Raw genomic sequence first — 25,197 nt, 5'->3', positions numbered from 1 at the left:
ACTAGTCACGCGACGCCGGGAGCGACCCGGGTCAACGCCGAGTCCCCCGACCGTATGGCCAGGGTAGCCCGATGGGTGATGTGGGGGCGGACGGCCCCGTCCGGCGCTACCGCCGGACGGGTTACCCGAAGATCCCCGCGATGCTACTGAACAGGCTGGCCAGCAGCTGGATGGCGAGAACCGCGAAGACGACCATCAGGGCGATCGCGATCATCACCCCGGCGGTGTTCGACGACGGTTTTCCGATCCGCGGCATCTGCATCGATCGCTTGGCACGCTGCACTTCGACCTCGGCCTCTTCGTCGACCTCGACCGGCTCTTCCTGCTTCACCCGGCGAGGCTGACGGATCAGCTGGGACGGCCTCGACGGCCAAGTGCGTTGCTGGGGCAGGATCCCGATCGGCGCAGCGCCTTGCTCACCCACCGTGCTGACGATCTTGGCGGGCGGCTGGTCCACGGTCTGCTCGGGACCCTGGCCATCGGTGGGCCGATCGTCGGCGAGCATGGCCGCGTTGACCATCTTGCTCACCACTTCGGGGTCGTGCTGGACCGGTCCCGGCACCTGCACGCGGACCTCGTCGGCGTCCGCCGACGGATTCGCCTGCGCCGCCGTGCCGGTCGTGACCAGCCCGGACAGGGGATCGGCGAAAGTGTCGGCCGGAGGATCTGCCTGAATGCCATCGCCTTTCACGAAGTCGGGGGCATCGAAGAAGGGGGTTCCGCCCTTCCCGCTCATGGTGACCACCTCACTACGGAATGTCCTCTGCTTCAAGGGTAACCACCTCGGCCCGCCGCACATCCGCCCAATGGGCCAGATAAATGTCACGCGCCGCGAGACTGATCTTCACGTCTTCGAGCAAGGGTTCGAAGAAAGAACGCCGGTAACGGGCATCCGTCGCCGTCGACGCGGCGAAGTACAAACCGGAGAAAACGGCGAGGAAAAGGGAGACGTTCACGAGCGCCGAACTCACCGGAAGAGGGACACCCAGCAGTGTCCCTGGCGCGGATTGCCTGCCGGCGAATTCCGTCACGACCTCCGGCCGGAGGATCAGCACCCCGAACACGATGAAGAAGGCGAACACCAGCACGCCGAACGCCACGATCTGCACCGCCTGGGCGAAGAACAGCACCAAGGCGATGTTCGACCGCTCCGACCTCGACAGTGCCCGGCGCTCCGGGACGGGCGTGCCGTCTTGGAACGGCGTGCCGCGCAGAGCGCTGGTGCCGGGCGCGAGCGTCCAGGACTTCGCCTCCTTCACCTCGTCGGACAGCATCGAAGCCATGAACAACGCGCCGATGACGGTCAAGAACCCGACGACCAGCCACAGCCGCCCCGGGCTCAGCCGCTCGACCGCCTGCCACAACTCCGCGGTGAAGAAACTGAACATGACCACCAGCAGGAGCAGGGGCAACGCGCGTGACGCGAGCGTCCCGATGGCCCGGACCTGCGCGACCGCGCTCTGCGCCGCCCAGCTCAGGATCGAGCCGATCCCGGTCCGGACCAGCAGCGTCAGCACCACCACGGCGGCGAGGTTCGTGAGCACGGCCCTCCACAGCGGGTCCTCCCACGGGACCAGCCCGGTGAGACGCTCACCGACCGGCAGCACCACCACCCAGAAAACGTAGGTCGCCGCCATCACGGCCAGCCGCACGCGGGTGCGATGCAGTACCCGGAGCAGCTTGGCCATCAGGCGGCCGCCCACGATCGGCACGACGATCACGGCGAGCGTCAGCGTCAGCGTGCCGAGCGCGTAGGCCAAGCCGTTGTCGCGCATCCGGGCGTCGAGCACGTCCTGGGGGACGTCGAGCAGTCTCAGCAGCCCGGACAGCAAAAGGTCGAGCAGGCACAGGAACACCAGGCCGGGCGTGGAGCGGCGCAACATGCCCGCTCCACGCCTCCGCCGGTGGATGACCATCGGCAACCCGCGCCGCCGGAACCACGCGTCGGCCGCCCGCCGATCCAGATCCATTCCGCCCCCTCGTCCCAGCGGCTACGTCCGGCTCAGGTCCACCGCCTCGTGCAGCCAGCCCGCCAATGCCCGGCGGTCCATTCCACCGAACATCAGCCACCCTTCGGAAGGGGCCGCGTACAACACGAACCTCCCCAAATCGTTGTCGACGATCACGAATCCGTAGTCCGGGTACTCGGCGTTCAGCCCGCCGAAGGCGACCAGATCGAGGATCGCCGTCCCGGTGCGGGGACGGCCGAGCGTGTCCACGACCAGGCCGACCTCCTCGTCCTGACCGGGTAACGGCACGCCGTGCCCGTCGATCCTGATGCGCATCGGCTCCGTCTCGCCGGCGGGGACGTGCGGGAGCCCGCCGAAGACGCGGGCGCCCAGCTCGCCGAAGTCGCTGAGGCTGAACGTGGTCCGCCGCCCCGACCGCATCCGCCAGACGACGGCCTGCTGCCCGTCGCCGTAGCAATCGACCCGCACCGAGCGGGGCGCGGAGGCGAAGACGCCGGTGAGGACGCCTCGCACCGAACCCCGCAGCATCACCCCGTGCATCCGGACCGCGGCGGGATGGATCTCGCCGTTTTCCATCAGCCCGGCCTCTTCGAGCATCGCCGCCTTGGCCGCGTACCGCTCGGCCTGGGTGACGAGATCCCCCGGCTCGTCGTAGGACGGGCACAGCCGCCGGATCTCGTCGTCGGTGATCTCCGGGTCGTAGCCCAGGTACACGCTCCGGCGCTCGGGCACCGCGCGCAGCACCGGCTCGGCGGCGCGCCTCATCAGTTCCTTCACCGTCGCCGGTTCACGCATGGTTCTGCACCGCCTTCACGATCCATTGCTCGGCCATCGACCGGGTGGCCGGGCCCCAGGTGAGCGTCCAGCGGCCGTCGCCGTTCATCGCCGCGCTGAACTGGTACCGGCCGAGGTCGTTGTCCACCAGGCCGAAGGCGCCGTGCGGGTACTCGGCGAGGATGGAGTTCCGCACCGCGAGATCGACGAGGACCGTGCCGTGACGCGGCCGCGAAGCACCCTCGCGGATCACCTCGACGGCCTCCCGGGCCTTCAGCGGGATCAGCCCGTCCGCGTCCGTCTCGATGCGCACGGTCTCGCCCGGCCCCGGCGGATGGTCGGGCAGCCCGTCGAACACCCAGCCCGGCAGCGCGCTGAGGAAACCGGACCGCAGCCGCGCTCGTTTGCCGAGCTTGTTCAGCACCGTGGTGTAGTCCTCGTCGCCGAAGAACCGGACCTCCCACGGCTCCTCGCGCGACGGGAAGACCCCGGTCACCACACCGCGGATGAACCCGCCGCGCAGCGCGCGATACAGCCCGACGGCCTCGGGCGTGACCTCGCCGCCGGGGGCCAGCCCGATGGTCGCCATCCCGCTCACGAACCGGGTGTACTGCTCCACCTCCTCGGCCAGGGTGAGCCCTGGAGTCGGCTCCTCGTCGGCCAGCACCGGCGGCACGGCGAGTTCCGGGTCGTAGAACTCCATCACCGAGGGACGCTCCGGAACCTCGGCGGCCAGCGGGGCGATGACCTCGTCGATGACGTCGAAGACAGCGGTCGTTGAAATGCTCACCTGACCATTGAACACCCTGGTACCGACAATTTTTAGAACTTTTGTTCGAACGGGTGAGGTGGGTCTGCGAGCGGTCGGTGAGCGGTCGCCGGTCGACAGATTTGCTCGGCTGAGCTATTTTTTGCTCATGCAAGCAAAAGCGAAGACGTTCACCGAGAGTGCGCGACGCGCACAGATCGTGGCCGCGGCCATCGAGACGATCGCGAGCCTCGGCTACGCCAAGGCGTCGTTCGCTCAGATCGCGAAGGAGGCGAAGTTGTCGAGCACCGGGCTGATCTCGTACCACTTCGCGAACAAGGAGGAACTGGTCCGTACGGTCCTCGAAGACGTCTTCCGCGAGATCGGCGCGTTCATGGCGGAGCGGATGAGCGAGCCGTCGTCCGCGGGCGCGGCGCTGCGGACCTACCTCGAGGCGAACCTCGAATTCGCCGCCGCGCAACCGACCCGGATGCGGGCCCTGCTGAACATCTTCCTCGGCGGCGCGCTCGACTTCGACGCGGCGAGCGAGCGGGCGGCGCTCGAACCGGTGGAACGCATCCTGCGCTGGGGCCAGGAAAGCGGCGAGTTCCGCGAGTTCGACGTCCGGGTGATGGCGACGACCGTCCGCCGCTCGGTGGAGGGGCCGGTGTTCCTGCTCGCCGGCGAACCGACGATGGATCTGACCGCGTACGCCGAAGAGCTGGTGACCCTCTTCGACCTCGCGACCCGGCGGCCGACGTGAGTACCGCGATCCGCCAGTGGGGCGTGGTGCTCCTCGAAATCGTTGTGCCGCTCGCCGGCTATTACGTGCTGCGGGGTTTCGGCCTCGAAGCCCTGCCCGCGCTCGCTCTCTGCGCGCTGCCGACCGTGGTCTTCGTGCTGTACCGGGCGATCCGGCGGCGTTCGATCGACACCCTCGCGATCTTCGTGCTGGCGATCTTCGCGGTGAGCGTCGGCGTCTCGTTCGTGACCGGCAGTCCCCGGTTCATGCTGGCGAAAGCCGGCTGGGTCACCGGGGTGATCGGCGCCGGTTTCCTGGTTTCGCTGTTGTTCTCCAGGCCGCTCGCGTTCGGCATGGGGCGCTCCATGGTCGCGAAGAGCCGGTTCGCGGACACCCTGCGCATCACCGAATGGGACGACCTCTGGCCACGGCACGCGTGGTTCCGGCGCGCTTGGCGGGTCGCGACCGTCCTGTGGGGCGTCGCCCTGCTCGCCGACGCCGCCGGGCGGGTCCTGATGGCGTACGTCCTCCCGGTCGACGCCGTGCCCGCTCTCGGCACCGCGTTGTACGTCGTCACCTTCGTCGCCGTTCAGGTCCTGCAACACCTCTACTTCCGCCGTGTCGGCCTGTGGCGCCGTCTCGCCGATCACTGAAAGGACCTCTCATGCATCTCCTGCTGGCTCTCCTGACCGGCCTTCTCACGATCGTCGCGCCCGCGGATCCGCTCGTCGTGCGCACCGACGCGGGCGCCGTCCGCGGCGCGGAGTCCGGACCGGCCCGGACGTTCAGCGGCATCAGGTACGCGGCGCCGCCCGTCGGCGAGCATCGCTGGAAACCGCCGAGGCCACCGGAACCGTGGAAGGGCGTCGCCGACGCGACGAAACCGGGGAACGTCTGCCCTCAGGCCACCGGCGGCGACGAAGACTGTCTCTTCCTCAACGTCACCGCGCCGCGCGACGCGGGGAACCGCAAGCTGCCGGTGATGGTCTGGCTGCACGGCGGCGGCTACACGATGGACGCGGGCAGCCACTACGGCGCGCAACGCCTGGCGGACCAGGGCGACGTCGTCGTGGTGACGGCGAACTACCGCCTCGGCGTCTTCGGCTACTTCGGGCTTCCGGGGCTCGCCGGATCCGGCGATTTCGGCCTGGCGGACCAGATTTCCGCACTGCGCTGGACCCAGCGCAACATCGCGTCGTTCGGCGGCGACCCGCGGAACGTGACCGTGGCGGGGCAGTCCTCGGGCGGGATGAGCACCTGCGCACTGCTCACGTCGCCCGCGTCGGCCGGGCTCATCGGCAAGGCCGCGATCATGTCCGGCTCCTGTCTGCTGGACTGGCCGAACGGCGGCCTGGTTCCGGACCTGCCCGCGCAGACGCCGTACTCCCCGTTGTCCCAGACGGAAGCGGACGGCGTCGCGGCGGCCGCGAGCCACGGCTGCACGGGCCCGGACACCATCGGCTGCCTCCGCCGTCTTCCCGCCGCGGACCTGATGAAGCACACGCAGACGTTCTCCAACCATCTGACGTACGGCACCCCGTTGCTGCCGCTCGATCCCGCGAAAGCGCTGCGGCTGGGCGCTTTTCACCGGGTGCCGGTGATCTCGGGCGGCACGCACGACGAGATGCGGTCGTTCATCGCGGGCGTCGCCCTGTACAAGCCGATCACCGAGGAGCGCTACCAGGGATTCCTGCGCGCGACCTTCGCCGAGCACGCGGACGAGGTCGGCGCGAAGTATCCGTCGCGGGACTACGAATCGCCCGCCATGGCGTGGGCGACGGTCACCACCGACCGCTCCTGGGCGTGCCCGACCACCGAGGGGAACCGGCTGCTGTCGAGGCGGACTCCCGTGTACGCCTACGAGTTCGACGACAAGAACGCGCCCAACGTCAACGGGATCGAGGCGCCGGGCCTGCCGCACGGCGCGGCGCACGCGCTCGACCTGGCCTACCTCTTCGAGCTCCACGGCCAGGAACTGCCGCTGCGCCCGGAGCAGAAACGCTTGTCCGAGCAGATGATCGCGTACTGGACCACCTTCATGCACACGGGTGATCCGAACGCGGCCGGTTCGCCGCGGTGGGATTCGAACGCCGTGCTGTCGCTCGCCCCGGACGCGATCCGGCCGACCGATCACGACACCGATCACCGGTGCGGCTTCTGGGCCGGTCTGCGTTCCTGACCGGACCCGGACGCCATGAAGGGCCCTTTCCTCGCGGAACTCGTGAGGAAAGGGCCCTTCGTGGCGTTACTTCGTCTTCGTCGCCGTCGAACGCGTCGCAGGCTTCTTCGCCGCGGTCGTCTTCGCGGCCGTCGTCTTGGTCGCGGCGGTCTTCTTGGCCGCGGTCGTCTTGGTGGCCGCGGTCTTCGACGCCGCCGGCTTCCGCGCCGGAGCCTTGCGCTTGGGCGCGGGGCCCTTCGCGCGCTTCTCCGCCAGGAGTTCGGCACCGCGCTCGGCGGTCAGCTCCTCGATGCTGTCCGACTTCCGCAGCGTCGCGTTGTACTCGCCGTCGGTCACGTACGGACCGAAGCGCCCGTCCTTGACCACCATCGGCTTACCGGACACCGGGTCGTCGCCCAGTTCCTTGAGCGGCGGCTTCGCGGTCGCGGACCGGCCACGCTGCTTCGGCTCCGAGTAGATCTTCAGCGCCTCTTCGAGCGTGATCGAGAACAGCTGGTCCTCGGTCGTGAGCGAACGCGAGTCCGTGCCCTTCTTCAGGTACGGCCCGTAGCGCCCGTTCTGCGCGGTGATCTCGTCGCCGGATTCCGGGTCCTTGCCGACCACGCGCGGCAGCGAAAGCAGCTTCAGCGCGTCTTCGAGGTTCATCGTCTCGATGGACATCGACTTGAACAGCGACCCCGTACGCGGCTTCGGCTGCTTCGCCTTGGCGGCCTTCTTCTGCGCGGCTGTCGCGCCTTCGGGCAGGGGCTCCGGCTCGGGAAGCAGCTCGGTGACGTACGGGCCGAAGCGGCCTTCCTTCGCCACGATCTCGTGCCCGCTGACCGGGTCCTTGCCGAGCACGCGGCCTTCCTGCGGCGTCGCGAAAAGCTTCTCCGCGATGGCCGGGGTCAGCTCGTCCGGCGGCAGGTCCTCGGGCAGGTTCGCCCGCTGCGACGTCCCGTCGACCTCACGCTCGAGGTACGGGCCGTAGCGGCCGACGCGCACGACGACGGTGTGGCCGTCGGCGTCGCTGAACAGCGGAATCGAGTTGATCTCGCGGGCGTCGATGTCCTCGACGCCCGAGCCGACCAGTTTCTTCAAACCGCCCAGCCTGCCGACGGAACCGTCGACGCCCATGTCACCGCCGAAGTAGAACTTCGACAGCCACTGCGTCCGGTGCTCGTCACCGGCGGCGATGCGGTCGAGCTCGTCCTCCATGCCGGCGGTGAAGTCGTAGTCGACCAGCCGCTCGAAGTGCCGCTCCATCAGCCCGATCACGGCGAACGCGACCCAGGAGGGCACCAGCGCGGAACCCTTCTTCCACACGTAGCCGCGGTCCTGGATGGTCTTGATGATCGACGCGTACGTCGACGGGCGGCCGATGCCCAGCTCTTCGAGCTTGCTGACCAGGCTCGGCTCCGAGTAGCGCGCCGGCGGCGACGTGGTGTGCCCGTCCGGGCTCAGGTCGGTCGCGGTCAGCGCCTGGTCCTTGACCAGCTGCGGGAGACGGCTCTGCTTGTCGTCCGCTTCGCCGCCGCTCTCGGTGTCGACGGCCTCGACGTACGCCTTGAGGAACCCGGCGAAGGTGATCGTGCGCCCCGAAGAGGCGAAGGTGACCTCTTCGCCGCTGGTGGCGGTGCCGACGATGCGCACCGACATCGTGGTGCCCTTCGCGTCCGCCATCTGCGACGCGATCGTGCGCTGCCAGATCATCTCGTAGAGGCGGTACTCGTCGGTGTCCAGATCCTTCGCGACCTGGCCCGGCGTGCGGAAGACCTCGCCCGAGGGACGGATCGCCTCGTGGGCTTCCTGCGCGTTCTTCACCTTGCGGGTGTACTGGCGCGGCGACGGCGAGACGTATTCCTTGCCGTACAGCTGCGTCGCCTGGCTGCGCGCCGCGGAGATCGCCGACTCCGACAGCGTCGTGGAGTCGGTACGCATATAAGTGATGTAACCGTTCTCGTACAGCTTCTGCGCGATCCGCATGGTGCGCTCGGAGGTGAACCGCAGCTTGCGGCCCGCCTCCTGCTGCAGGGTCGAGGTCATGAAGGGCGCGTACGGCTTGCGCGTGTACGGCTTCTCCTCGACGCTCGCGACCTTGAAGTCGCGGTTCTTCAGCGCCTCGGCCAGCCGGACCGCGTCGGCCTCGGCCAGCACGCGGATCTCGTTGTTCGACGCTTTGAGCCGCCCGTCCGACCCGAAGTCCCGGCCGGTGGCCAGGCGCGCGCCGTCGACGGCGATCATCCTGGCCGGGAAGTTACGCGGCGAGGCCTCGGCCCCGGCGTCCATCGTCGCCGAGATGTCCCAGTACGACGCGGAGGTGAAGCGCATGCGCTCGCGCTCCCGCTCGACCACGATCCGGGTCGCCACGGACTGCACGCGGCCCGCCGAGAGCTTCGGCATGACCTTCTTCCACAGCACGGGCGAGACCTCGTAGCCGTAGAGCCGGTCCAGGATGCGGCGGGTCTCCTGCGCGTCGACCAGGTCGCCGTCGAGCTCGCGGGTGCTGTCGGCCGCGGCGCGGATCGCCTGCTCGGTGACCTCGTGGAAGACCATCCGGCGCACCGGGACCTTCGGCTTGAGGGTCTCCAGCAGATGCCACGCGATGGCCTCGCCCTCGCGGTCGGGGTCCGTGGCGAGGTAGAGCTCGTCGACGTCCTTCAGCAGGCCCTTCAGCTCGGTGACCTTGGACTTCTTGTCCGGTGTCACGACGTAAAGCGCCTTGAAGTCGTTGTCGACGTCGACCCCCAGCCGCGCCCACGACTCGCCCTTGTACTGGGCGGGCACGTCGGCCGCGCCGCGGGGAAGGTCGCGGATGTGCCCGACCGAGGACTCCACGACGTAGTTACCGCCGAGGTACGGGGCGATCTTGCGGGCCTTGGTCGGCGACTCGACGATCACCAGCCGACGACGGCCGGCGCCGTCGTCCGACGCCGCGGTCTTCTTCGTCCGTGCTCCTGCCACGCTGTCCTGCTCTCCGCTCATCTTCGGCGCCTTCGCGCCGCCTCTCGACCCGTCAGTGTGCACGCTCGCACCGTCCGGACCCCGGCTAGGTGGCGCAACACGCCGCCGATCGTGTGTCCAGCGCATCGCCGCTGACCTCGTCGATGTTTCCTTTCAACACCTAGCACGTGATGTCGGACACGTCCGCCTGGGGTACCGCGTGACGGGGTGAACACCCTCCGTTCGACGGTGGTGGCTCCCTTCCGCCAACGCTTCACTTGATATCCACGCCGACCCGAAAGGACTCCACGTGACCCGACGACTCCTCGGCACCCTGTTCGCCATGCTGACCGCATCCGCCCTGGTCGGGGCCGCCCCGGCCGAGGCGGCGACGACCACCTTCGCCGGCACCGTGGCGTTGTCGAACTGCTCCGGGTCGGTGGTCAAACCGCCCGAGGCGAGCCTCGACGACCCGGCCCTCGTCCTCTCCAACGGCCATTGCCTGCAAGAAGGTTTCCCGGACCCGGGAGAAGTAATCGTGAACCAGCCTTCGTCACGGACCTTCAGCCTGCTGTCCAGGGACGGCCGCTCGTCGCTGGGCACGCTCAAGGCGAAGAAGCTGCTCTACGCGACGATGACCGACACGGACGTCTCGCTCTACCAGCTCAACACCAGCTACGCCAAGATCCAGTCGAGCTACGGTATCGCCCCGCTGACGCTCTCGCCGACCCGTCCGTCGGCGGGCGTCGCGATGGACGTCGTCTCCGGGTACTGGAAGAAGATCTACTCCTGCAACATCGACGGCTTCGTCCACGAGCTGCACGAGGCGAACTGGGTGTGGAAGGACTCGATCCGGTACACCCCGGCGTGCAAGACGATCGGCGGGACCTCGGGGTCGCCGATCATCGAGACCTCGACCGGCAAGGTCGTCGGCGTCAACAACACCGGCAACGAAAGCGGCCAGCGGTGCACGATGAACAACCCGTGCGAGGTCGACGCCGCCGGGAAGGTGACCGTGCGGAAGGGCATCAACTACGGGGAACAGACCTACCAGCTGACCCCCTGCCTCTCCCACAGTGAACTGAACCTTTCGAACCCGGATTGCAAGGCGCCCAAGCCCTGACCATCGCCTGGTCGCGAGCGGCGGCTCAGGTCGGAGCCGACCGTGTCTCAGTACCTCCAGTCGTGCTGTCTCGCGTGATCAGATGGACGACACAGGTGATTGCGTGGACGACATGCGTGACGGGGCGGACGACACGCGGTGGGCCGCCGCGGCGAGCGTGTCGTCCAGCCAGTCACGCGTGTCGTCCGTCTGATCACGCGTGCCGTCCGTCCCGTTACGCGAGTCCGCAGCCGCAGTGTCGCGAAAGCCACTTTCAGGACGTCCAGTGTCCCGAAAGTGGCTTTCGCGACACTCGATGCCGCCAGGACCACTGGACGGGGTGGTCGTGATGCGAAAGCCACTTTCACAACCTTCACCGTTGCGAAAGTGGCTTTCACAACCTGCGCCGCGCTGATCAAAGCCGCAGCGACCACGTCCAGCGGTAGACGACGTGACGGACCCAGCAGGTATTCAGACGGCGCGCACCACCGGGACCAAGCTGGGCCAAGCGGGCTCCGCACCGGCGGGCGCGTCCCCGATCAGCTCCAGGACGTGCGCGAGCCGCCGGCGTCCGGTGACCCGGAGCAGCGCTTCCTCACCTTTCTGCACCTTCGCTGGCACGCCCAGCTGGGCCAGCGCCGTGATCAGCCGTTCATACGTCTCCGGCGCCTCCGGATCGAGCGCGAGCAGGTAGCCGTTGCCCTGGGGAACGCCGGCCGCCAGTGCCCACATCCTCAGCATCGCCCCGTCGAGCCGGAACCCGTCCGGGAGGACCTTCTCTTCACCACGGGTCCAGCGCTGCTCCAGCGGCAGCAGATCGACCCGGAACGGCGTCCGCACCAGCGGCCGCCCGCATTCGGCGGCCGAGACCTGCGCCTGGACGCCCCGCCGACGGCATTCCCTGGCGAGGGCACCCGCCCGCCAAGGCTCGTCGACCACGGCGGACAGCCTTGCCGCCGTCCGCCCGAAGCCCGCCATCCGCCCGGGCCCGCACAGCACTCCGGCGAGGTCGGCGAGCCCCGGCCCGCTCGCCTCCGCCGAGAAGAGCGAGATCGTCCCGTCCACTCGGACAGAATAGAACACAAGTTCGACTCATGGCCAGTGATGAGCCGGTGACTCAGCGCGGTTGTTTGACCAAATCCTGGCAGACCGGGATCCGGCTGCTGGCCGAAGCGAGCTCAGGCACGTCGTTAAGGCCCCTGAGAAGGTCGAGGCGGTCGAGTTCGTCGAGGGACGTCCTCGCGTCGCGAAGCGCCGTTTTCGTCGTCTCGGAGTCGGCTGAGGAGTCGAGACGGCGACGGACGTCGTCGGCGCGGGCGCGGATGCCGTCGAGCTGCGCGACGGCGGACGTTCGCGAGGCGTCCCCGCCGGCGACCGGAGCCGGACCGAGGCTCGCGAGCGCGGCGGAAGTGCGCTTCAGCCCTTCGGACACCGAAGCCATCAGGTCACCGGACGTCCGGGAGGCCTGCTGCGGCGTGCTCGGGTCGACGCTGGGCAGGGTCGCCAGCGTCCGGACGAGGCCACCCGCCGCGTCGCAGTATCCCTCCGCCCAGGCGGAGGCGGGGTCGGCCTCCGACGCGCTGACCGTCGCGAGACCTTCTTGTCTGGCTTGGGAAGTCACCGCGGGCTGCTGCCCGCACCCGGCGAGGCCGAGCCCGATACCTGTTGCTAGCGCGGCAAGGACGGTGAACCGCGGCCGCACGAAAACACCTCCCGACCTCGACGACTTCCCAGCTGGCCCCCGACGGTACCGATACCGGGAGGCAATGCAAATCGCCGGGCGATCAACACCGCGAAAAGAATGGTCAGGAGGGCAGCTTCTTGCAGTTCGGGGCCTGTGCGGCCAGAGTTTTCAGCGAAGCGTTCGTTTCCAGCTGCTGGAACGGGTCGGGCATGTCGTTGATGTCGGATCCGATCCGCTGGAAACTGACCGCCGCTTCCGCCGCGGCCGTCTTGTCGTCTTTCGGCGCGGCGTCCAGTTTCGCCTTCGCGGCGACGACCTGGTCCCGGATCGGTGTCAGCGCGTCGACGATGCTTTTGCGCGCGTTCTCGGCTTCCGCGCTCGGCGCCTGCCCGAGCCCTTTCAGGCCGGTGACGGCGTTGTCGAAACCGGGCGCGAACACCCCGAAGGCCTCGTCCATCGCCTTCCGCGCGCCGGCGACGTCACCCTGCTCGACGTCGGGCATCTTGAAGTCGCCGATCTTGGCGAAGTCGATCAGCGAGCCGCAGAAGCCGTCCATCCAAGAACCACCGGCCGTGGGAGCGGAAGAAGGAGGAAGAGAAGAAGAAGGCGCGACGGCCGCCGGCTCGGCGCCATTACAGCCCGCCAGCAGGAATGCGGCGGCGAACAAGATGAACGAACGCCTCATGGCGGGCTCCCCGGATCAGGATCGGCGTGACGGGCAGAGATTAGCCTGCCCGGACACGGCACCGGGCCCGCCACGGAAAGATGGCGGGCCCGGCGGGTACTGCTTTTACGGTGTCACGCCTTCGCTTCCGCGGGCGTGTCGGAGAGAACCGACTCGCGGCGCTTGGAAACGACGATCGCCGCGACGATGATCGCGACCGCGACCAGCGAGATCGCGATCCGCACGCCGACGTTGGCGTCCGCACCGATCGAGAACTGCACGATCGCCGGGGCGATCAGCACCGACACCAGGTTCATCACCTTGATCAGCGGGTTGATCGCGGGACCGGCGGTGTCCTTGAACGGGTCACCCACGGTGTCACCGATGATGGTGGCCTCGTGCGCGTCCGAACCCTTGCCGCCGTGACTGCCGTCCTCCACGAGCTTCTTCGCGTTGTCCCAGGCGCCACCGGAGTTGGCGAGGAAGATCGCCATCAGGGTGCCGCTCGCGATCGCGCCCGCCAGGTAGCCGGCGAGCGCGCCGGTGCCGAGGCCGAAACCGACGGCGATGGGCGCGAAGACCGCGAGCAGACCGGGTGTGGTCAGCTCACGCAGCGAGTCACGCGTGACGATGTCGACGACCCGGCCGTACTCGGGACGGGTGGTGCCCTCCATGATCCCCGGGATGTCGCGGAACTGGCGGCGCACTTCGTAGACGACCGCGCCGGCGGCACGGGACACCGCGTTGACCGCGAGACCGGAGAACAGGAACACGACCGCCGCGCCGACGATCACGCCGACGAGGGTGTTCGGGCTGACCACCGTGTTCACGAAGAAGTTCAGCGTCGACATGCTCGCCTCGGCCGCTTCCGGGATCGACTTCAGCGCCTTGCTGATCGCGTCCTGGTAGGAACCGAACAGCGCCGTCGCCGCGAGGACCGCCGTGGCGATCGCGATGCCCTTGGTGATGGCCTTGGTGGTGTTGCCGACCGCGTCGAGCTCCGTGAGGATCTGCGCCGCGTCTTCGTCGACGTCGCCCGACATCTCCGCGATGCCCTGCGCGTTGTCCGAAATCGGGCCGAAGGTGTCCATCGCGACGATGACACCGACGGTGGTGAGAAGACCGGTACCGGCCAGCGCCACGGCGAACAGCGCGACGCCGCCACCGAGCAGGTACGCGCCGAAGACGGCCGCGCCGATGACCAGCGCGGTGTACACGGCGGATTCGAACCCGACCGAGATACCGGCCAGGATCACCGTGGCCGCACCGGTTTCCGACGACTTGCCGACTTCCTTCACCGGCTTGTGCTCGGTGCCGGTGTAGTACCCGGTGAGCTTGAGGATGATCGCCGCGAGCACGATGCCGATGATGACCGAGATGGTCGCGATGAGCGCCGGGCTGCCGGGCTCGCTCGTGGCCCCGCTGGTCAGCTCGGAGAACGAACCGGGCAGGTAGACGAAGGCCGCGATCGTCGAGAGCACCGCGGAAATACCGGCGGAGATGTAGAACGAGCGGTTGATCGTGACCAGACCGCCTTCGCCCGCCTTGGCCTTGGTGATGTAGACACCGATGACCGCGGTGATCACGCCGATGGCGGGAACGATGAGCGGGAAGATCAGGCCGTGCACGCCGAACGCGGTGCTGCCCAGGATCAGCGCCGCCACGAGCATGACCGCGTACGACTCGAAGAGGTCCGCCGCCATCCCGGCGCAGTCGCCCACGTTGTCACCGACGTTGTCGGCGATGGTGGCCGCGTTGCGCGGGTCGTCCTCGGGGATGCCCTGCTCGACCTTGCCGACCAGGTCCGCGCCGACGTCGGCGGCCTTCGTGAAGATACCGCCGCCGACACGCATGAACATCGCGATCAGCGCGGCACCGAAACCGAAGCCCTCCAACACCTTCGGGGCCTGTCCCGTGTAGACGAGGACGACCACCGCGGCACCGAAGAGACCCAGACCGACGGTGATCATGCCGACGACGCCACCGGTGCGGAAGGCCAGGCGCATCGCCTTCTCGCGACCGCCTTCCTCCCGCGACGCGGCCGCGACGCGCAGGTTCGCCTGCGTCGCCAGCCACATGCCGAGGTAGCCGATCGCGAAGGAGAACCCCGCGCCGACCAGGAAGAAGATCGACCTGCCGATCTTTTCGTTCCAGTCATCGGCCGGCAAGGCGAAGAGCAGCAAGAACACGATTCCCCCGAAGATCACGAGGGTGTTGCGCTGCCGTTTCAGATAGGCAGCCGCGCCTTCCTGCACTGCCTTCGCGATGTCCTGCATCTTGGTGGTGCCCTGGCCCGCGGCCAGCACCTCCTTGAGCAGCACGTAGCCGATGACCAGTGCGGCAAGGGCGACCACGGCGATTACACCGACAATGGTGTAACCACCTCCGGTGAGCGTGATTTCGCCCGCCGCGAGGAACTGCCGGGACATTCGTCCTCCTGGAGACGTCGCCGTTGGCCAACGACGATCCGCCGATGGAACCGGCGTGCCGACGTTGGCATGGGATCTGAGCCGAATGTCACGCTAGTCGCACTGCAAGGTACGTCTCACATGACGCTCGCCACAGACGGTGTGGATTGCGGGAGTGTATTGGTAGTGGGATGGCGGGCGGCAAGCCGTCCCTGCCACCGCACGTTCCGTAACCTTGTGAGTCTGATCACTGTATCGATCATCCGGGGGCCTGTTCCGGCGTTCGTTCTCCTCCGGCGGCGGTCCGTTCTTGTCGGTGCGCTGTGCCAAGGTTCCGAAGGTGGACGGCACGGCGGAATCCGGTAAGGGACGGCGGCTTCTCGACCGCGCGACGGCGGGAATCCCGGCTTCGCTGTACCCGGTCACCCATGTGGCCGAGCTGCCCGCGCGGCAGGCGGATTCGGTGGATTGGCCGGAGTGGGCGGCGGACGGAGTGGTCGAAGCACTGAAGGCGAGCGGCGTCAAGGCTCCGTGGCGGCATCAGGCCGAAGCCGCGTCGCTGGCGCGCGAGGGCGAGCACGTCGTGATCTCCACCGGGACAGCGTCGGGCAAGTCGCTCGCGTACCAGCTGCCGGTGCTTTCGGCTCTGGTCGAGGACGAGCGGGCTTCGGCGCTCTACCTTTCCCCGACCAAGGCGCTCGGCGCCGACCAGCTGCGGTCCGTGTCCTCTTTGGACATCAAGAAAGCGCGGCCGGCGTCGTACGACGGCGACACCCCGCTGGAGGAGCGGGACTGGGTCCGCGCACACGCGAACTGGGTGTTCACGAACCCGGACATGCTGCATCGCGGGATCCTCTCGTCGCACTCGCGCTGGTCCCGGTTCTTCCGGCGGCTCTCGTTCGTCGTGGTCGACGAATGCCACAGTTACCGCGGCGTCTTCGGCTCCCACGTCGCGCTGCTGTTGCGCAGGCTGCGGAGGGTCGCGGCGTACTACGGCGCTTCGCCGGTCTTCGTTCTCGCGTCGGCGACGACCGCGGACCCGGCGGCGTTCGCGTCGAAGCTCACCGGGCAGGAATGTGTCCCGGTCACCGAGGACGCTTCGCCGCGCGGCTCCCGCACGGTCGCGTTGTGGGAGCCCCCGCTGCTGTCGGAGATTTCGGGCGAGAACGGGGCGCCGGTGCGGCGATCGGCGGGCGCCGAGGCTTCCCGGATCCTCGCCGAACTGGTCATCGAGGGCGCGCGCTCGCTGGCGTTCGTCCGGTCCCGGCGCGGCGCGGAGCTGACGGCGCTCGGCGCGCGGCGGATTCTGTCCGAAGTGGACGGTTCGCTGGCGGAATCGGTCGCCGCGTACCGCTCCGGGTATCTGCCGGAGGAGCGTCGTGCCCTCGAAGCGGCGTTGCTGTCCGGGCGGCTGCTCGGTGTGGCGACGACGAACGCACTCGAACTCGGCGTCGACATCGCCGGGCTGGACGCGGTGGTGCTGGCCGGTTATCCGGGAACGCTCGCGTCGTTCTGGCAGCAGGCGGGCCGGGCCGGGCGCGCGGGAGACGCGGCGCTGGTCGTCTTCGTGGCCCGCGACGATCCGCTGGACACCTATCTCGTGCACCATCCGGCCGCGATCCTGGACAGGCCGGTGGAAGCCGCCGTCCTCGATCCGTCGAACCCGTATGTGCTGGGTCCGCAGCTGGCCTGCGCCATCGCCGAACTCCCGCTGACCGAACCGGAGGTCGCGGCCTTCGGCGGCGACGCGGCGCGTGCGGTGCTCGCGGATCTGGTCAAGGAGAAGATCATCCGTCGCCGCACGAGCGGCTGGTACTGGACTTCGCGCGACCGGCCGCACTCCGAGGTCGGCATCCGCGGTTCCGGCGGCGAGCAGATCGCCGTGGTGGAGGCCGATTCCGGGCGGATGCTCGGCACGGTCGACCCGGGTTCCGCCTGCTACGCGGTGCATCCCGGTGCGGTGTACCTGCACCAGGGTTCGTCCTATGTGGTCGACGAACTCGATCTGGAGACGGGGCTCGCCCTGGTGCACGCGGAGGATCCGGACTGGAGCACGTCACCGCGCGAGATCGTCGACATCAGTGTGCTGCGCACCGAAGAGACCAGGGTGCACGGCGGGATCACGGTGAACCTCGGCGAGGTTTCGGTGAGTTCGCAAGTCGTCGGCTACTTGCGGAGACGGCCGTCGGGTGAGGTGCTGGACCAGACTCCGCTGGACCTGCCGGAGCAGAGCCTGCACACCCGCGCCGTCTGGTACACGATCTCGGCGGAGCTGCTCGGTTCTTCCGATGGCCTGCCTTCCGATGGCGTGGCGGGGACCGGGGGCCATCGGGTGGGGACCGAAGTTCTGGAGCCGGTGGGGACCGGAGGCTCCAGGGTGGGGACCGAGGAACTTGGCGGAGCACCGGGGACGGGCGCCGGATTGGATCCGGCGCGCGTCCCCGGTGCCCTGCATGCCGCCGAGCACGCGGCGATCGGCCTGCTACCGCTGTTCGCTACTTGCGACCGCTGGGACATTGGCGGGGTGTCTACCGCGTGGCACGAGGACACCGGGGAGGCGACGGTGTTCGTGCACGATGGCCATCCCGGGGGTGCGGGATTCGCCGATCGCGGGTTTGCCGCAATTGTCCCTTGGCTGGCCGCAACGCGGGAGGCGATCGTTTCCTGCGAGTGCCCGGCCGGCTGCCCGTCCTGCGTCCAGTCGCCGAAGTGCGGGAACGGCAACGATCCGCTGGACAAGGCGGGGGCCGTGGCCGTTCTGGACACCGTGCTCGGGGCGTTGCGTCAACACGGGTCCCAGTAAGGCCACTAAGGGTTTATCGGGGTTCTGAAATTGTGGGTTGAGCTGGTGGGTCGATCAGGCGGCGGTGGTCAGGCGCGCCACGGGGGCGGCGGCCTGGTCACCGGCCAGCGCACGGACGAGCACGTCGTGCACCTCGGCGGCCTCGGGCAGCTGCCAGCCCCAGACCTCGGGCTTGACCCGCCAGTGCACGACACCGTGCTGGAACGGCGACGGGGGCAGCGGGATGTAGTCGTTCGCGCCGTGCCACTGGATCGAGGCCTGCTCGGCCAGCTCGCGGGGGATACTCGCGGCGGCGGTGGTGAGGAACAGCCAGCGGCCGTTCGGCATCGCGACGATCGGGGCCGGGTGGCCGGAGGCGCGCAGCAGACGGGCGGCGGCCTTGCCGAGTTCGTCGTCGACCTCGATGGCGTCCAGCACGGTGCCGGTGGCCACGAGCAGGCTGTGCGTGTCGTCGCCGAACCAGGTGGCCACGTCGTGCGGGTGGGCCTCGGTCAGCTCACGCCAGTTGTCCTGGGCGGGGACGGGACGCCGCCAGGTGAGGTCGTCACCTTCCGCGGTGATCGCGGCGGGCTCCGCACCGGGGAGCACCGGCCAGCCACGCCACGCGAGGCCGATCGCCTCCGCCCGCATCTCGATGCGGAAGGCGCCCCGCCAGCTGTCCGGCCAATTCGCGTCCAACATTACTGTCCCTGCCTCAGGTCAACTCTGTCCTGTGTCTTGCCGCTGCCACCCGGCGACCTTCTCGAGGTGGCGCACATCTCAATAAACGGCAAGTTGCACATCGGGAGAAGACCTCACGCGACAACCGGCCGTTACTTAGCGATGAACGCGCGGTAGTCCGACAGGACGGACTGAATGCCGGACGTCCGATTAACGGGCGTGCCCGACCACTTCGGAGCCGTTCGTCGCAGCCGAGCTGGGCATCCTTGCCCTTGTGACCGTGCTCACGGCCAACGGCACACGACCGTTCGGCGGAGCGCTGATCATGACCGCGACCGCTCGCCGCGCGTCAACGACCGCTGCTCGCGCCTGACGGTTACTCACGCGTACTACCGGCCGGTCACCGCCGGTCGACCGTTCACCGTGCGACGCCCGTCACGGTGGCCGGTCGACCGGGCCCGCCCTGGCCCGTGCCTCCGCCCGCCCGGCGGACGCCCAGTGGCCCGACGGCTCGGACCGCACCTCGACCAGGGCATCGCCCCGCTCCCACCGGCAGGTCAGCAGGGTGACCGACATGCGGACGGCGACCTGCCGCGCCCGGTCGCAGGCCGCGCCGGGCCCGCTCGTCGCGTGCGAAGCGGCGGCGAGCGCCGCCAGATCGGCGGCGGCCTCGGTGCGGTGCCGGGTCGTGACGGCGGCGCCGATCCAGAAGACGGACGCCGCGGCGCAGATCAGGACGGCCACGATCGAAGCGGTCCACGCGGTCGCGACGCCGCGATCGTCGGCGTTCACGGCCCGCCACCCGGCTCTGCGATCGCGAAAGCGTGAGAGCGCAGCCGGATGCCCGGCAGCAGCCCGGCCACCGGGTCGGCCTCGACGCCCGCGGTGATGGCGTCGCCTTCGCGGACGACGTCCAGCCGCGCGCCGGGCGGCGCGATCTCCCGCACCGCCTGTTCGGCGCGGGCGGGCTGGCCCCGGGCCAGGAGCCGGGCCGCCTCGCGGGCCGCGTCGGTGCAGCGGAGCTGATCGGCGGCGACGCCGATCCCGGCGAGCAACAGGGCCGAGACGAAGGTCAGCGCACCGATGCCGAGCGCGGCCTCCACCGTGACGGATCCACGGTCGTCGCGCGGCATCAGAACTTCACCGACAGGGCCCGCTCGACGAGCGCGGTGAGCCCGGCGACGACGGCGTCACTGGTGACGATCAGATAGAGGACAGCGGCCAGCGCGGCGGCGGCCAGGGTGCCGATGGCGTACTCGACGGTCGTCATTCCGTCGTCTTCGCGGAAGGTGGGGAGCTTGCGCATGGGAGGACGCCTTTCGTTTCAGAGGATGCCGTCGAGACGGCCGACGAGGCCGAGCACGACGGGCAGGACACCGAGGCAGAGGAACGCGGGGAGGAAGCACAGGCCGATCGGCGCCGCCAGCAGCACTCCGGCCCGTTCAGCGCGTTCCTCGGCTTCGGCGGAGAGCGATTCGCGCAGCCGTCGCGCGAGGTCTTTCGCGTGCTCCGCGAGTGCGGTGCCCGCTCTCGCCGTACGGACGGCGGCGACGGACAGTTCGGTCAGGCCTGGCCGGTCACGAACCGGCGCCCAGGCCTCGGCCGGTCCGACGCCCAAGGCGAGGTGCGACGAGACGGACCGCAGGGCCACCGCGGTCTTCGGTGACGCCGTCGGGACGACCGCTTCCAGTGCGACGGGGACCGGCAGCCCGCCCGCCAGGCAAGCGGCCAGAAGATCGAGGGTGGCCGCCGACCGGAGAAGTTCGGAGCCGCCTGTGTCTTGTGCCGCCCGCCCTCGAAGCCGGGTGAGGAGACGCCCAGGCCGCGCGACGGCTCCTAGGCCGCCACGTGGCCGGCAGAAGACGGCACCGCCCAGCAGGATCAACGCCACTCCGGTCAGCACGACGCCGTCCGTCCGGTGAGTGCCCGGCACCAGGCCGTTCCCGCCCAGATCAGGCCGCTTCCCACGACGAGCAGCGACTGGCCGGCACCGGTCCCGGTGAGGACACCGAGCGGGCTCGCCCCCATCACCTCGCCGAGCGGCAGGCACACCAGCGGGAGGACGGCGAGAACCGCGGCGCTCGCCCGGGGTCCGGCCATCTTCGCCTTGAGACGACGCCGGAAGCCGGCCTCGGCCTCGGCGTCCCGCCGCGCGGCATCGAGCACGCCGGCCATCGGGAGCCCGAACCGGCCCGCGAGCTCCCACGCGTTCACCAGCGCCGGTGGCGCGTCCGGATCGGCCGTCCCGCCACCGAGCCGGGCGGCCGCGATGAGCCCGCGCAGCCGCCCGGACGCGGCGGGAACCGCTTCCGCCACGGCCTCGGCCGCCGCCACCGGATGGGCGCCCGCCCGGAGTTCGCTGATCATCGCCCGCAGTACGGACGCGGTGAGTTCGGCTTCGGCCAGCGCCGCCTTCGCCCGTGCCCGCCACCGGTGCTCCTGACGGACGGTCGAGGTGAGCACCAGCGTCGCCACGGCCCAGCCGATCCCGAGGAACGGCAAGACGAGCAATGCGAGCAGCGGCCACCAGTACGCGCGAGCGGCCTTCGGCAGCCGCCAGGTGAGCGGCAGGCGCACCGCCGTCCTCGGCCAGCAGGCCAGCCCCGCGCCGGAGAAGAGGAGCGACCAGGGGTTCATGCCGCCATCTCCTCGAAGGGTGTCTCGTCGCCGATCCAGTCGCCCTTGCTCCAGACCGGGACGACCTTGGCCTCGCCCCGGAACGACCGGAGGACGCCGACCTCGTCCAGCCGCCGGATCCCGCTCGGCAGGCGGCGCATGTGCAGGACCACCCGCACCGCCGCCGCCAGCTGGCTGTGCAGCGCGTCCCGTTTGAGCCCGCCGAGCGCGGCCAGCGCCTCCATCCGCGCCGGGACCTCCGCCGCCGAATTGGCGTGCAGGGTGCAGGCTCCGCCGTCGTGCCCGGTGTTCATGGCGTTGAGCAAGGCGATGACCTCACCGCCACGCGCCTCGCCGACGACGATGCGGTCCGGACGCATGCGCAGCGCCTGCCGCACCAGTTCGCCGAGCCCGATCTCACCCGCCCCTTCGACGTTGGCCGGACGGGTGACCAGGCTGACGAACTGCGGATGGTCCGGTTTCAGTTCGCCGGCGTCTTCGACACAGACGATGCGTTCGCGCGGCGGTACCGCGCCGAGCAGCGCGGACAGCAGCGTCGTCTTGCCGGTCCCGGTGCCACCGGACACCAGGAACGCGAGCCGGTTCCGGATGATCGAATCGAGCAGGTCCGCGCCGCTGGTGCCGAAAACCCCGCGCAGCCGGAGTTCGGCGAGATCGTGGGTGGCGGGCCGGAGGACCCGGAGCGAGAGGGCGGTCCCGGCGGGCGCGAGCGGCGGGAGCGCCGCGTGCAGCCGGACCCGGCCCTGCGGCCCCACACCCGGCAGCCAGCAGTCGGCGAACGGTTGCGCGTCGTCCAGCCGCCGCCCTCCGGCGAGGGCGAGCCGCTGGGCCAGCCTACGGACGGATTCCTCGTCGGCGAAGCGAACGCCTGTCTTCTCAGGACCTTCCCCGGTGTCGACCCAGACCTCGTCCGGGGCGGTGACGAGAACGTCGGTGACACCGGGTTTCCCGAGGAGCGGCGCGAGCGGACCGGCGCCGACGAACTCGTCACGGGCCTGCCGGACCGCTCCGAGGACCGCCTCCTGACCGAGCGCGCCACCGGCTTCGGCGCGGACCGCCCGCGCCACGCTCACCGGATCCGTCGGGGCGCCCGACGCGGCCAGCCGCCGCCGGACCCGCTCGACCAGTTCCTCGGTCATCGCGAGGCGCCGGTGAGATTTCCGCGCGCGGCGGCGAGGACTTCGGCGGCGGCCGTGGCGAGATGCCCGCGACGCCGCGGCGTGAACTCACCGCGGTCGAGAGCCGCCGGCAAGAACCGTTCGCGGCCCATCGACGTGATGAGCGGCGCGCCGACGGCGTCGGCGATCTCTCGCGGGCCCAGCCCCGACGGCGACGGCCTGCGGACCGCGACGCCGATCCGGGCCGCGTGGGGCTCGAGCCTGGCGAGGACCTGTTTCGCCGCCGCGCAGGCGCGGAGTTCCGCGGGGACGACGACCACGATCAGATCGGCCAGCCCGATCACGGTGGACGTTTCCATGCCGAAATACCTCGGCAGATCGCACACGACCGTCCGGCCCGCCCGGCGACCGGCGCACAGCACGCCTTCGATCGCGTCCGGTCCGGGGCCGGGTCCTTCCCGTCCGTAGGACACAAAGGACAGTGATCCGGTCGTGTATCTCTTCCGTGGCAGGGCTTCGCTCAACGCCGTCATGGTCACCCTGCCGCCGAGGTCGAGTTCCGGCCAGCGCGGCCCGCGATCGCGTTCCGCGGCGAGGAGGACGTCGACCCCGCCGCCGAGCGGATCGCAGTCGACGAGCAGCCCGCCGCCACCTGACTTCTCCGCCCGGTACGCGACGGCGGCCGCCAGCACGGAGGCGCCGGCCCCGCCCCGGCCGCCGATGACCCCGATGACGACGCCGTCGTCACGCGCGGGCCCGTCGACGACGTCGGCGAACTCACCGATGAGGTCGCCTTCCTCGTCCGGCAGCGAAAGGACCTTCTCCGAGCCGGTGTTGAACGCGCGCTCCCAGGTCGCCGGTGTCGGCGCGCCCTTGCAGACGAGCAGGACCTTGTTCCGCCGCAGCAGGCGGTTCGGCGCGCTCGCGGCTTCTTCGTCGAGCACCACGAGGGGCGCCCTGGCCCATCTCCCGCGGGCGGCGTCCAGATCGGGTGCGCGTTCCACCTCGCAGCCCGCGGCCGCCGCCACACGCAGGATCTCGTCGAGCAGGATGTCGTCTCCGGCGACGACGAGCGGATGTTGTTCGGTCATGACTCCCCCGGGGATTCGGTCGGTCTCGGGCTGTGTCTCCACGGTCGCGCCGTATCCGTCCGCGCACAACGCCATCCCGCCCCGCCTGTGGACAACCGGGGTGTTGTGGACAACCCGTCCCCGAGAAACCGGTTTCCCGTGGTTTCCGTCAGACCTTTCCGGCATACTTCCCGGCTTTCCCGGCCGGACGCCCGCGCCCGGCCTTCCGGCCGATCGGTGCCCGAAAAGCGTTGAGAGAAAAGAAAGTTTACGAACATCGGCCGATTCGGCCTTGTCCCACCGAGTTTTCCGCCCACCACGAGGTCCGAACCATTGGCAGTGCGGGAAAATAAAGGGCGGCCCTCGCCAGGGGGGAGGGACGAGGGCCGCCTGAGGGTTCAGCCCCGGGGGGTCGGACTGAACCTGGGTCCGGTTCGACACCGGACAATCTCACTGTAACTCCGATACCTGCCCGTTGCGGGCGAGGACCGTACCCACAATTCGATAACGGCACGACGCGCCGGAGCGGGCACGCGGTCGTGAATTTTCCACCGCCGTATCCCGATCGTGGTCGACCAACGGGCGCGCCGCCGTCCGGCCTCTCCTATCCTTGGCGGGTGGCCCAACCCAGCACGACACCGAGCCCGGTCGCGGCGTTCTTCGATCTCGACAAGACGATCATCGCGTCCTCGAGCGCGCTGGCCTTCAGCAAACCTCTTCTGCGCGAAGGCCTGATCAACCGCCGGGCCGCGCTTCGCAGCGCGTACGCCCAGCTCGTGTTCTCCCTCGCGGGCGCGGACGCGGCGAAAACCGAGCGGATGCGCGCCGAGGTTTCCGCGCTGTGCGCCGGATGGGACGTCGCGCAGGTGTCCGCGATCGTCCGCGAGACGCTGCACGACGTCGTCGACCCGCTCGTCTACGCGGAGGCCGCGGAACTGATCTCCGCGCACCGGGCGGACGGTCACGACGTCGTGGTGCTGTCGGCGACCGGCGAGGAGGTCGTCGCCCCGGTCGCCGAGATGCTCGGCGCGACGCGCAGCGTGGCCACGCGGATGCAGATCGTGGACGGCCGATACTCGGGCGAAGTCGATTTCTATTGCTACGGCGAGAACAAGGCCATCGCCGCGAAGGAACTCGCGGCCACGTACGGCTACGACCTCACCCAGTGCCACGCGTACACCGATTCGAGCACCGACATCCCGCTCCTCGAGGTCGTCGGACGGCCGCACGCGGTCAACCCCGACCGCGTCCTGCGCAAGCACGCGACCGAACAGGGCTGGGAGATCCTGACCTTCGAGCACCCGATGTCACTGCGGACCCGGATCCCGGCCCGGTCGGCGGGCCTGGTCGCGCTCGGCGCCGTCGCCGCGGGGGCCACCTGGTACGGCTTCAACCGGCGCAAACGCACCCGCTGAACGCGTACCCGGACGGCGGTACGGAGCCGGTTTCCGCAGCCAGGACGGCGAATTGTCCGTCGCCCAGCGTACCCGTGTCACTAGATCGAGCCTCTGTACCGGTGCACCCGTCTGCGCACTTGAAGTGACCCGGCTCACGGCGTAGAAAGTAGGTGCGGACGTTCGGTCGGCCAGGGAACAGGTAGAAGAGAAGCCTGTTCCACCCCGGCGAATCTCCGTGTGCGGACACCGGGTACCCACGCGCAGCGCGCCGCGGGAGGCTCGTCGTCTAGGGACTGCGTACCGGGACGCCGGACGCCGA

23 protein-coding genes are annotated in these 25,197 nt (G+C 69.6%); 6 read left to right on the top strand and 17 right to left on the bottom strand.

The window, feature by feature from the left end:
* Window positions 1–121: 121 nt before the first annotated feature.
* The 4 genes from B0293_RS00390 to B0293_RS00375 are packed head-to-tail and all read right to left on the bottom strand — an operon-like array spanning window position 122 to window position 3,549.
* Window positions 122–736, bottom strand: coding sequence for a hypothetical protein (locus B0293_RS00390; protein WP_245191994.1), 615 nt, complete (start codon window positions 734–736; stop codon window positions 122–124).
* A gap of 13 nt (window positions 737–749) precedes the next feature.
* The gene (locus B0293_RS00385) at window positions 750–1,970 is read right to left on the bottom strand and encodes a hypothetical protein (protein WP_005160185.1); all 1,221 of its coding nucleotides are present in this window, start codon (window positions 1,968–1,970) and stop codon (window positions 750–752) included.
* Window positions 1,971–1,991: 21 nt separating this feature from the next.
* Window positions 1,992–2,765, bottom strand: a complete 774-nt coding sequence (locus B0293_RS00380) for an ESX secretion-associated protein EspG (protein WP_005160187.1) — start codon at window positions 2,763–2,765, stop codon at window positions 1,992–1,994.
* Window positions 2,758–3,549: an ESX secretion-associated protein EspG gene (locus B0293_RS00375; protein WP_039918832.1), complete on the bottom strand. Its 792-nt coding sequence runs from the start codon at window positions 3,547–3,549 to the stop codon at window positions 2,758–2,760. Before B0293_RS00375 ends, B0293_RS00380 begins: the two co-directional genes overlap by 8 nt.
* A 112-nt stretch (window positions 3,550–3,661) precedes the next feature.
* Between B0293_RS00375 and B0293_RS00370 the strand changes: the two genes are divergently transcribed.
* From B0293_RS00370 to B0293_RS00360, 3 genes are read left to right on the top strand one after another with little or no spacing between them, the layout of a single operon-like run.
* Window positions 3,662–4,255, top strand: a complete 594-nt coding sequence (locus tag B0293_RS00370; RefSeq protein WP_039918834.1) for a TetR/AcrR family transcriptional regulator — start codon at window positions 3,662–3,664, stop codon at window positions 4,253–4,255.
* On the top strand, window positions 4,252–4,887 hold the full coding sequence (locus B0293_RS00365) for a VC0807 family protein (protein WP_005160208.1): 636 nt from the start codon (window positions 4,252–4,254) through the stop codon (window positions 4,885–4,887). Before B0293_RS00370 ends, B0293_RS00365 begins: the two co-directional genes overlap by 4 nt.
* A gap of 11 nt (window positions 4,888–4,898) precedes the next feature.
* Entirely contained in the window at window positions 4,899–6,413 is a 1,515-nt protein-coding gene (locus tag B0293_RS00360) for a carboxylesterase/lipase family protein (protein ID WP_005160210.1), read from the top strand.
* A gap of 66 nt (window positions 6,414–6,479) precedes the next feature.
* Here B0293_RS00360 and topA read toward each other — a convergent pair whose 3' ends face one another.
* Window positions 6,480–9,377, bottom strand: a complete 2,898-nt coding sequence (topA, locus tag B0293_RS00355) for a type I DNA topoisomerase (RefSeq protein WP_209437306.1) — start codon at window positions 9,375–9,377, stop codon at window positions 6,480–6,482.
* Window positions 9,378–9,645: 268 nt separating this feature from the next.
* Between topA and B0293_RS00350 the strand changes: the two genes are divergently transcribed.
* On the top strand, window positions 9,646–10,458 hold the full coding sequence (locus B0293_RS00350; RefSeq protein ID WP_005160215.1) for a S1 family peptidase: 813 nt from the start codon (window positions 9,646–9,648) through the stop codon (window positions 10,456–10,458).
* A 450-nt stretch (window positions 10,459–10,908) separates the two neighbouring features.
* Here the strand turns inward: B0293_RS00350 and B0293_RS00345 are convergent, their stop codons facing one another.
* From B0293_RS00345 to B0293_RS00330, 4 genes are all read right to left on the bottom strand, one after another.
* Window positions 10,909–11,520, bottom strand: a complete 612-nt coding sequence (locus tag B0293_RS00345) for a hypothetical protein (protein WP_005160216.1) — start codon at window positions 11,518–11,520, stop codon at window positions 10,909–10,911.
* A gap of 34 nt (window positions 11,521–11,554) precedes the next feature.
* Window positions 11,555–12,139 carry a hypothetical protein gene (locus B0293_RS00340; RefSeq protein ID WP_005160218.1) on the bottom strand — a complete coding sequence of 195 codons (585 nt, stop codon included), beginning with the start codon at window positions 12,137–12,139 and terminating at the stop codon, window positions 11,555–11,557.
* Window positions 12,140–12,242: 103 nt separating this feature from the next.
* Complete coding sequence (locus B0293_RS00335) at window positions 12,243–12,806, bottom strand: hypothetical protein (protein WP_245191995.1); 564 nt, start codon at window positions 12,804–12,806, stop codon at window positions 12,243–12,245.
* Between the two features lie 113 nt (window positions 12,807–12,919).
* A complete protein-coding gene (locus tag B0293_RS00330) occupies window positions 12,920–15,214 on the bottom strand; it encodes a sodium-translocating pyrophosphatase (protein WP_005160222.1) in 2,295 nt (764 codons plus the stop codon).
* 319 nt (window positions 15,215–15,533) lie between these two features.
* Between B0293_RS00330 and B0293_RS00325 the strand changes: the two genes are divergently transcribed.
* Window positions 15,534–17,996 carry a DEAD/DEAH box helicase gene (locus B0293_RS00325; protein WP_077241202.1) on the top strand — a complete coding sequence of 821 codons (2,463 nt, stop codon included), beginning with the start codon at window positions 15,534–15,536 and terminating at the stop codon, window positions 17,994–17,996.
* 54 nt (window positions 17,997–18,050) lie between these two features.
* Here B0293_RS00325 and B0293_RS00320 read toward each other — a convergent pair whose 3' ends face one another.
* From B0293_RS00320 to ssd, 8 genes are all read right to left on the bottom strand, one after another.
* Entirely contained in the window at window positions 18,051–18,677 is a 627-nt protein-coding gene (locus B0293_RS00320; protein WP_005168552.1) for a bifunctional DNA primase/polymerase, read from the bottom strand.
* Window positions 18,678–19,091: 414 nt separating this feature from the next.
* Entirely contained in the window at window positions 19,092–19,448 is a 357-nt protein-coding gene (locus B0293_RS00315) for an Rv3654c family TadE-like protein (RefSeq protein ID WP_005168551.1), read from the bottom strand.
* On the bottom strand, window positions 19,445–19,789 hold the full coding sequence (locus B0293_RS00310; RefSeq protein ID WP_039920146.1) for a TadE family type IV pilus minor pilin: 345 nt from the start codon (window positions 19,787–19,789) through the stop codon (window positions 19,445–19,447). Before B0293_RS00310 ends, B0293_RS00315 begins: the two co-directional genes overlap by 4 nt.
* Window positions 19,789–19,962: a DUF4244 domain-containing protein gene (locus B0293_RS00305; protein ID WP_005168547.1), complete on the bottom strand. Its 174-nt coding sequence runs from the start codon at window positions 19,960–19,962 to the stop codon at window positions 19,789–19,791. The genes B0293_RS00310 and B0293_RS00305 overlap by 1 nt, the downstream gene beginning before the upstream one ends.
* Before the next feature lie 18 nt (window positions 19,963–19,980).
* Window positions 19,981–20,589: a type II secretion system F family protein gene (locus B0293_RS00300; protein ID WP_005168545.1), complete on the bottom strand. Its 609-nt coding sequence runs from the start codon at window positions 20,587–20,589 to the stop codon at window positions 19,981–19,983.
* Window positions 20,553–21,293, bottom strand: a complete 741-nt coding sequence (locus B0293_RS00295) for a type II secretion system F family protein (RefSeq protein ID WP_005168543.1) — start codon at window positions 21,291–21,293, stop codon at window positions 20,553–20,555. The genes B0293_RS00300 and B0293_RS00295 overlap by 37 nt, the downstream gene beginning before the upstream one ends.
* Window positions 21,290–22,432, bottom strand: coding sequence for a TadA family conjugal transfer-associated ATPase (locus B0293_RS00290; RefSeq protein ID WP_005168542.1), 1,143 nt, complete (start codon window positions 22,430–22,432; stop codon window positions 21,290–21,292). The genes B0293_RS00295 and B0293_RS00290 overlap by 4 nt, the downstream gene beginning before the upstream one ends.
* Window positions 22,429–23,502: a septum site-determining protein Ssd gene (gene ssd, locus B0293_RS00285; RefSeq protein ID WP_039920143.1), complete on the bottom strand. Its 1,074-nt coding sequence runs from the start codon at window positions 23,500–23,502 to the stop codon at window positions 22,429–22,431. The genes B0293_RS00290 and ssd overlap by 4 nt, the downstream gene beginning before the upstream one ends.
* 596 nt (window positions 23,503–24,098) lie before the next feature.
* Between ssd and B0293_RS00280 the strand changes: the two genes are divergently transcribed.
* The gene (locus B0293_RS00280) at window positions 24,099–24,896 is read left to right on the top strand and encodes an HAD family hydrolase (RefSeq protein WP_005168538.1); all 798 of its coding nucleotides are present in this window, start codon (window positions 24,099–24,101) and stop codon (window positions 24,894–24,896) included.
* Window positions 24,897–25,197 lie beyond the last annotated feature (301 nt).

Origin of the sequence: Amycolatopsis azurea DSM 43854 (assembly GCF_001995215.1) — a bacterium.
In the GTDB taxonomy this organism is placed as follows: Bacteria; Actinomycetota; Actinomycetes; order Mycobacteriales; family Pseudonocardiaceae; genus Amycolatopsis; species Amycolatopsis azurea.
Note: the sequence above shows the minus strand (reverse complement) of the source record. Positions and strands in the feature narration are given on the sequence as shown.

What these genes read in the sequence shown, in the direction of transcription:
- topA (WP_209437306.1), bottom strand. Translation starts at nt 9,377, where the DNA reads ATGAGCGGAGAGCAGGACAGCGTGGCAGGAGCACGGACGAAGAAGACC.
- B0293_RS00290 (WP_005168542.1), bottom strand. Translation starts at nt 22,432, where the DNA reads ATGACCGAGGAACTGGTCGAGCGGGTCCGGCGGCGGCTGGCCGCGTCG.
- B0293_RS00370 (WP_039918834.1), top strand. Translation starts at nt 3,662, where the DNA reads ATGCAAGCAAAAGCGAAGACGTTCACCGAGAGTGCGCGACGCGCACAG.
- B0293_RS00335 (WP_245191995.1), bottom strand. Translation starts at nt 12,806, where the DNA reads ATGAGGCGTTCGTTCATCTTGTTCGCCGCCGCATTCCTGCTGGCGGGC.
- B0293_RS00360 (WP_005160210.1), top strand. Translation starts at nt 4,899, where the DNA reads ATGCATCTCCTGCTGGCTCTCCTGACCGGCCTTCTCACGATCGTCGCG.
- ssd (WP_039920143.1), bottom strand. Translation starts at nt 23,502, where the DNA reads ATGACCGAACAACATCCGCTCGTCGTCGCCGGAGACGACATCCTGCTC.
- B0293_RS00295 (WP_005168543.1), bottom strand. Translation starts at nt 21,293, where the DNA reads ATGAACCCCTGGTCGCTCCTCTTCTCCGGCGCGGGGCTGGCCTGCTGG.
- B0293_RS00385 (WP_005160185.1), bottom strand. Translation starts at nt 1,970, where the DNA reads ATGGATCTGGATCGGCGGGCGGCCGACGCGTGGTTCCGGCGGCGCGGG.
- B0293_RS00380 (WP_005160187.1), bottom strand. Translation starts at nt 2,765, where the DNA reads ATGCGTGAACCGGCGACGGTGAAGGAACTGATGAGGCGCGCCGCCGAG.
- B0293_RS00310 (WP_039920146.1), bottom strand. Translation starts at nt 19,789, where the DNA reads ATGCCGCGCGACGACCGTGGATCCGTCACGGTGGAGGCCGCGCTCGGC.
- B0293_RS00330 (WP_005160222.1), bottom strand. Translation starts at nt 15,214, where the DNA reads ATGTCCCGGCAGTTCCTCGCGGCGGGCGAAATCACGCTCACCGGAGGT.
- B0293_RS00320 (WP_005168552.1), bottom strand. Translation starts at nt 18,677, where the DNA reads ATGTTGGACGCGAATTGGCCGGACAGCTGGCGGGGCGCCTTCCGCATC.
- B0293_RS00390 (WP_245191994.1), bottom strand. Translation starts at nt 736, where the DNA reads ATGAGCGGGAAGGGCGGAACCCCCTTCTTCGATGCCCCCGACTTCGTG.
- B0293_RS00305 (WP_005168547.1), bottom strand. Translation starts at nt 19,962, where the DNA reads ATGCGCAAGCTCCCCACCTTCCGCGAAGACGACGGAATGACGACCGTC.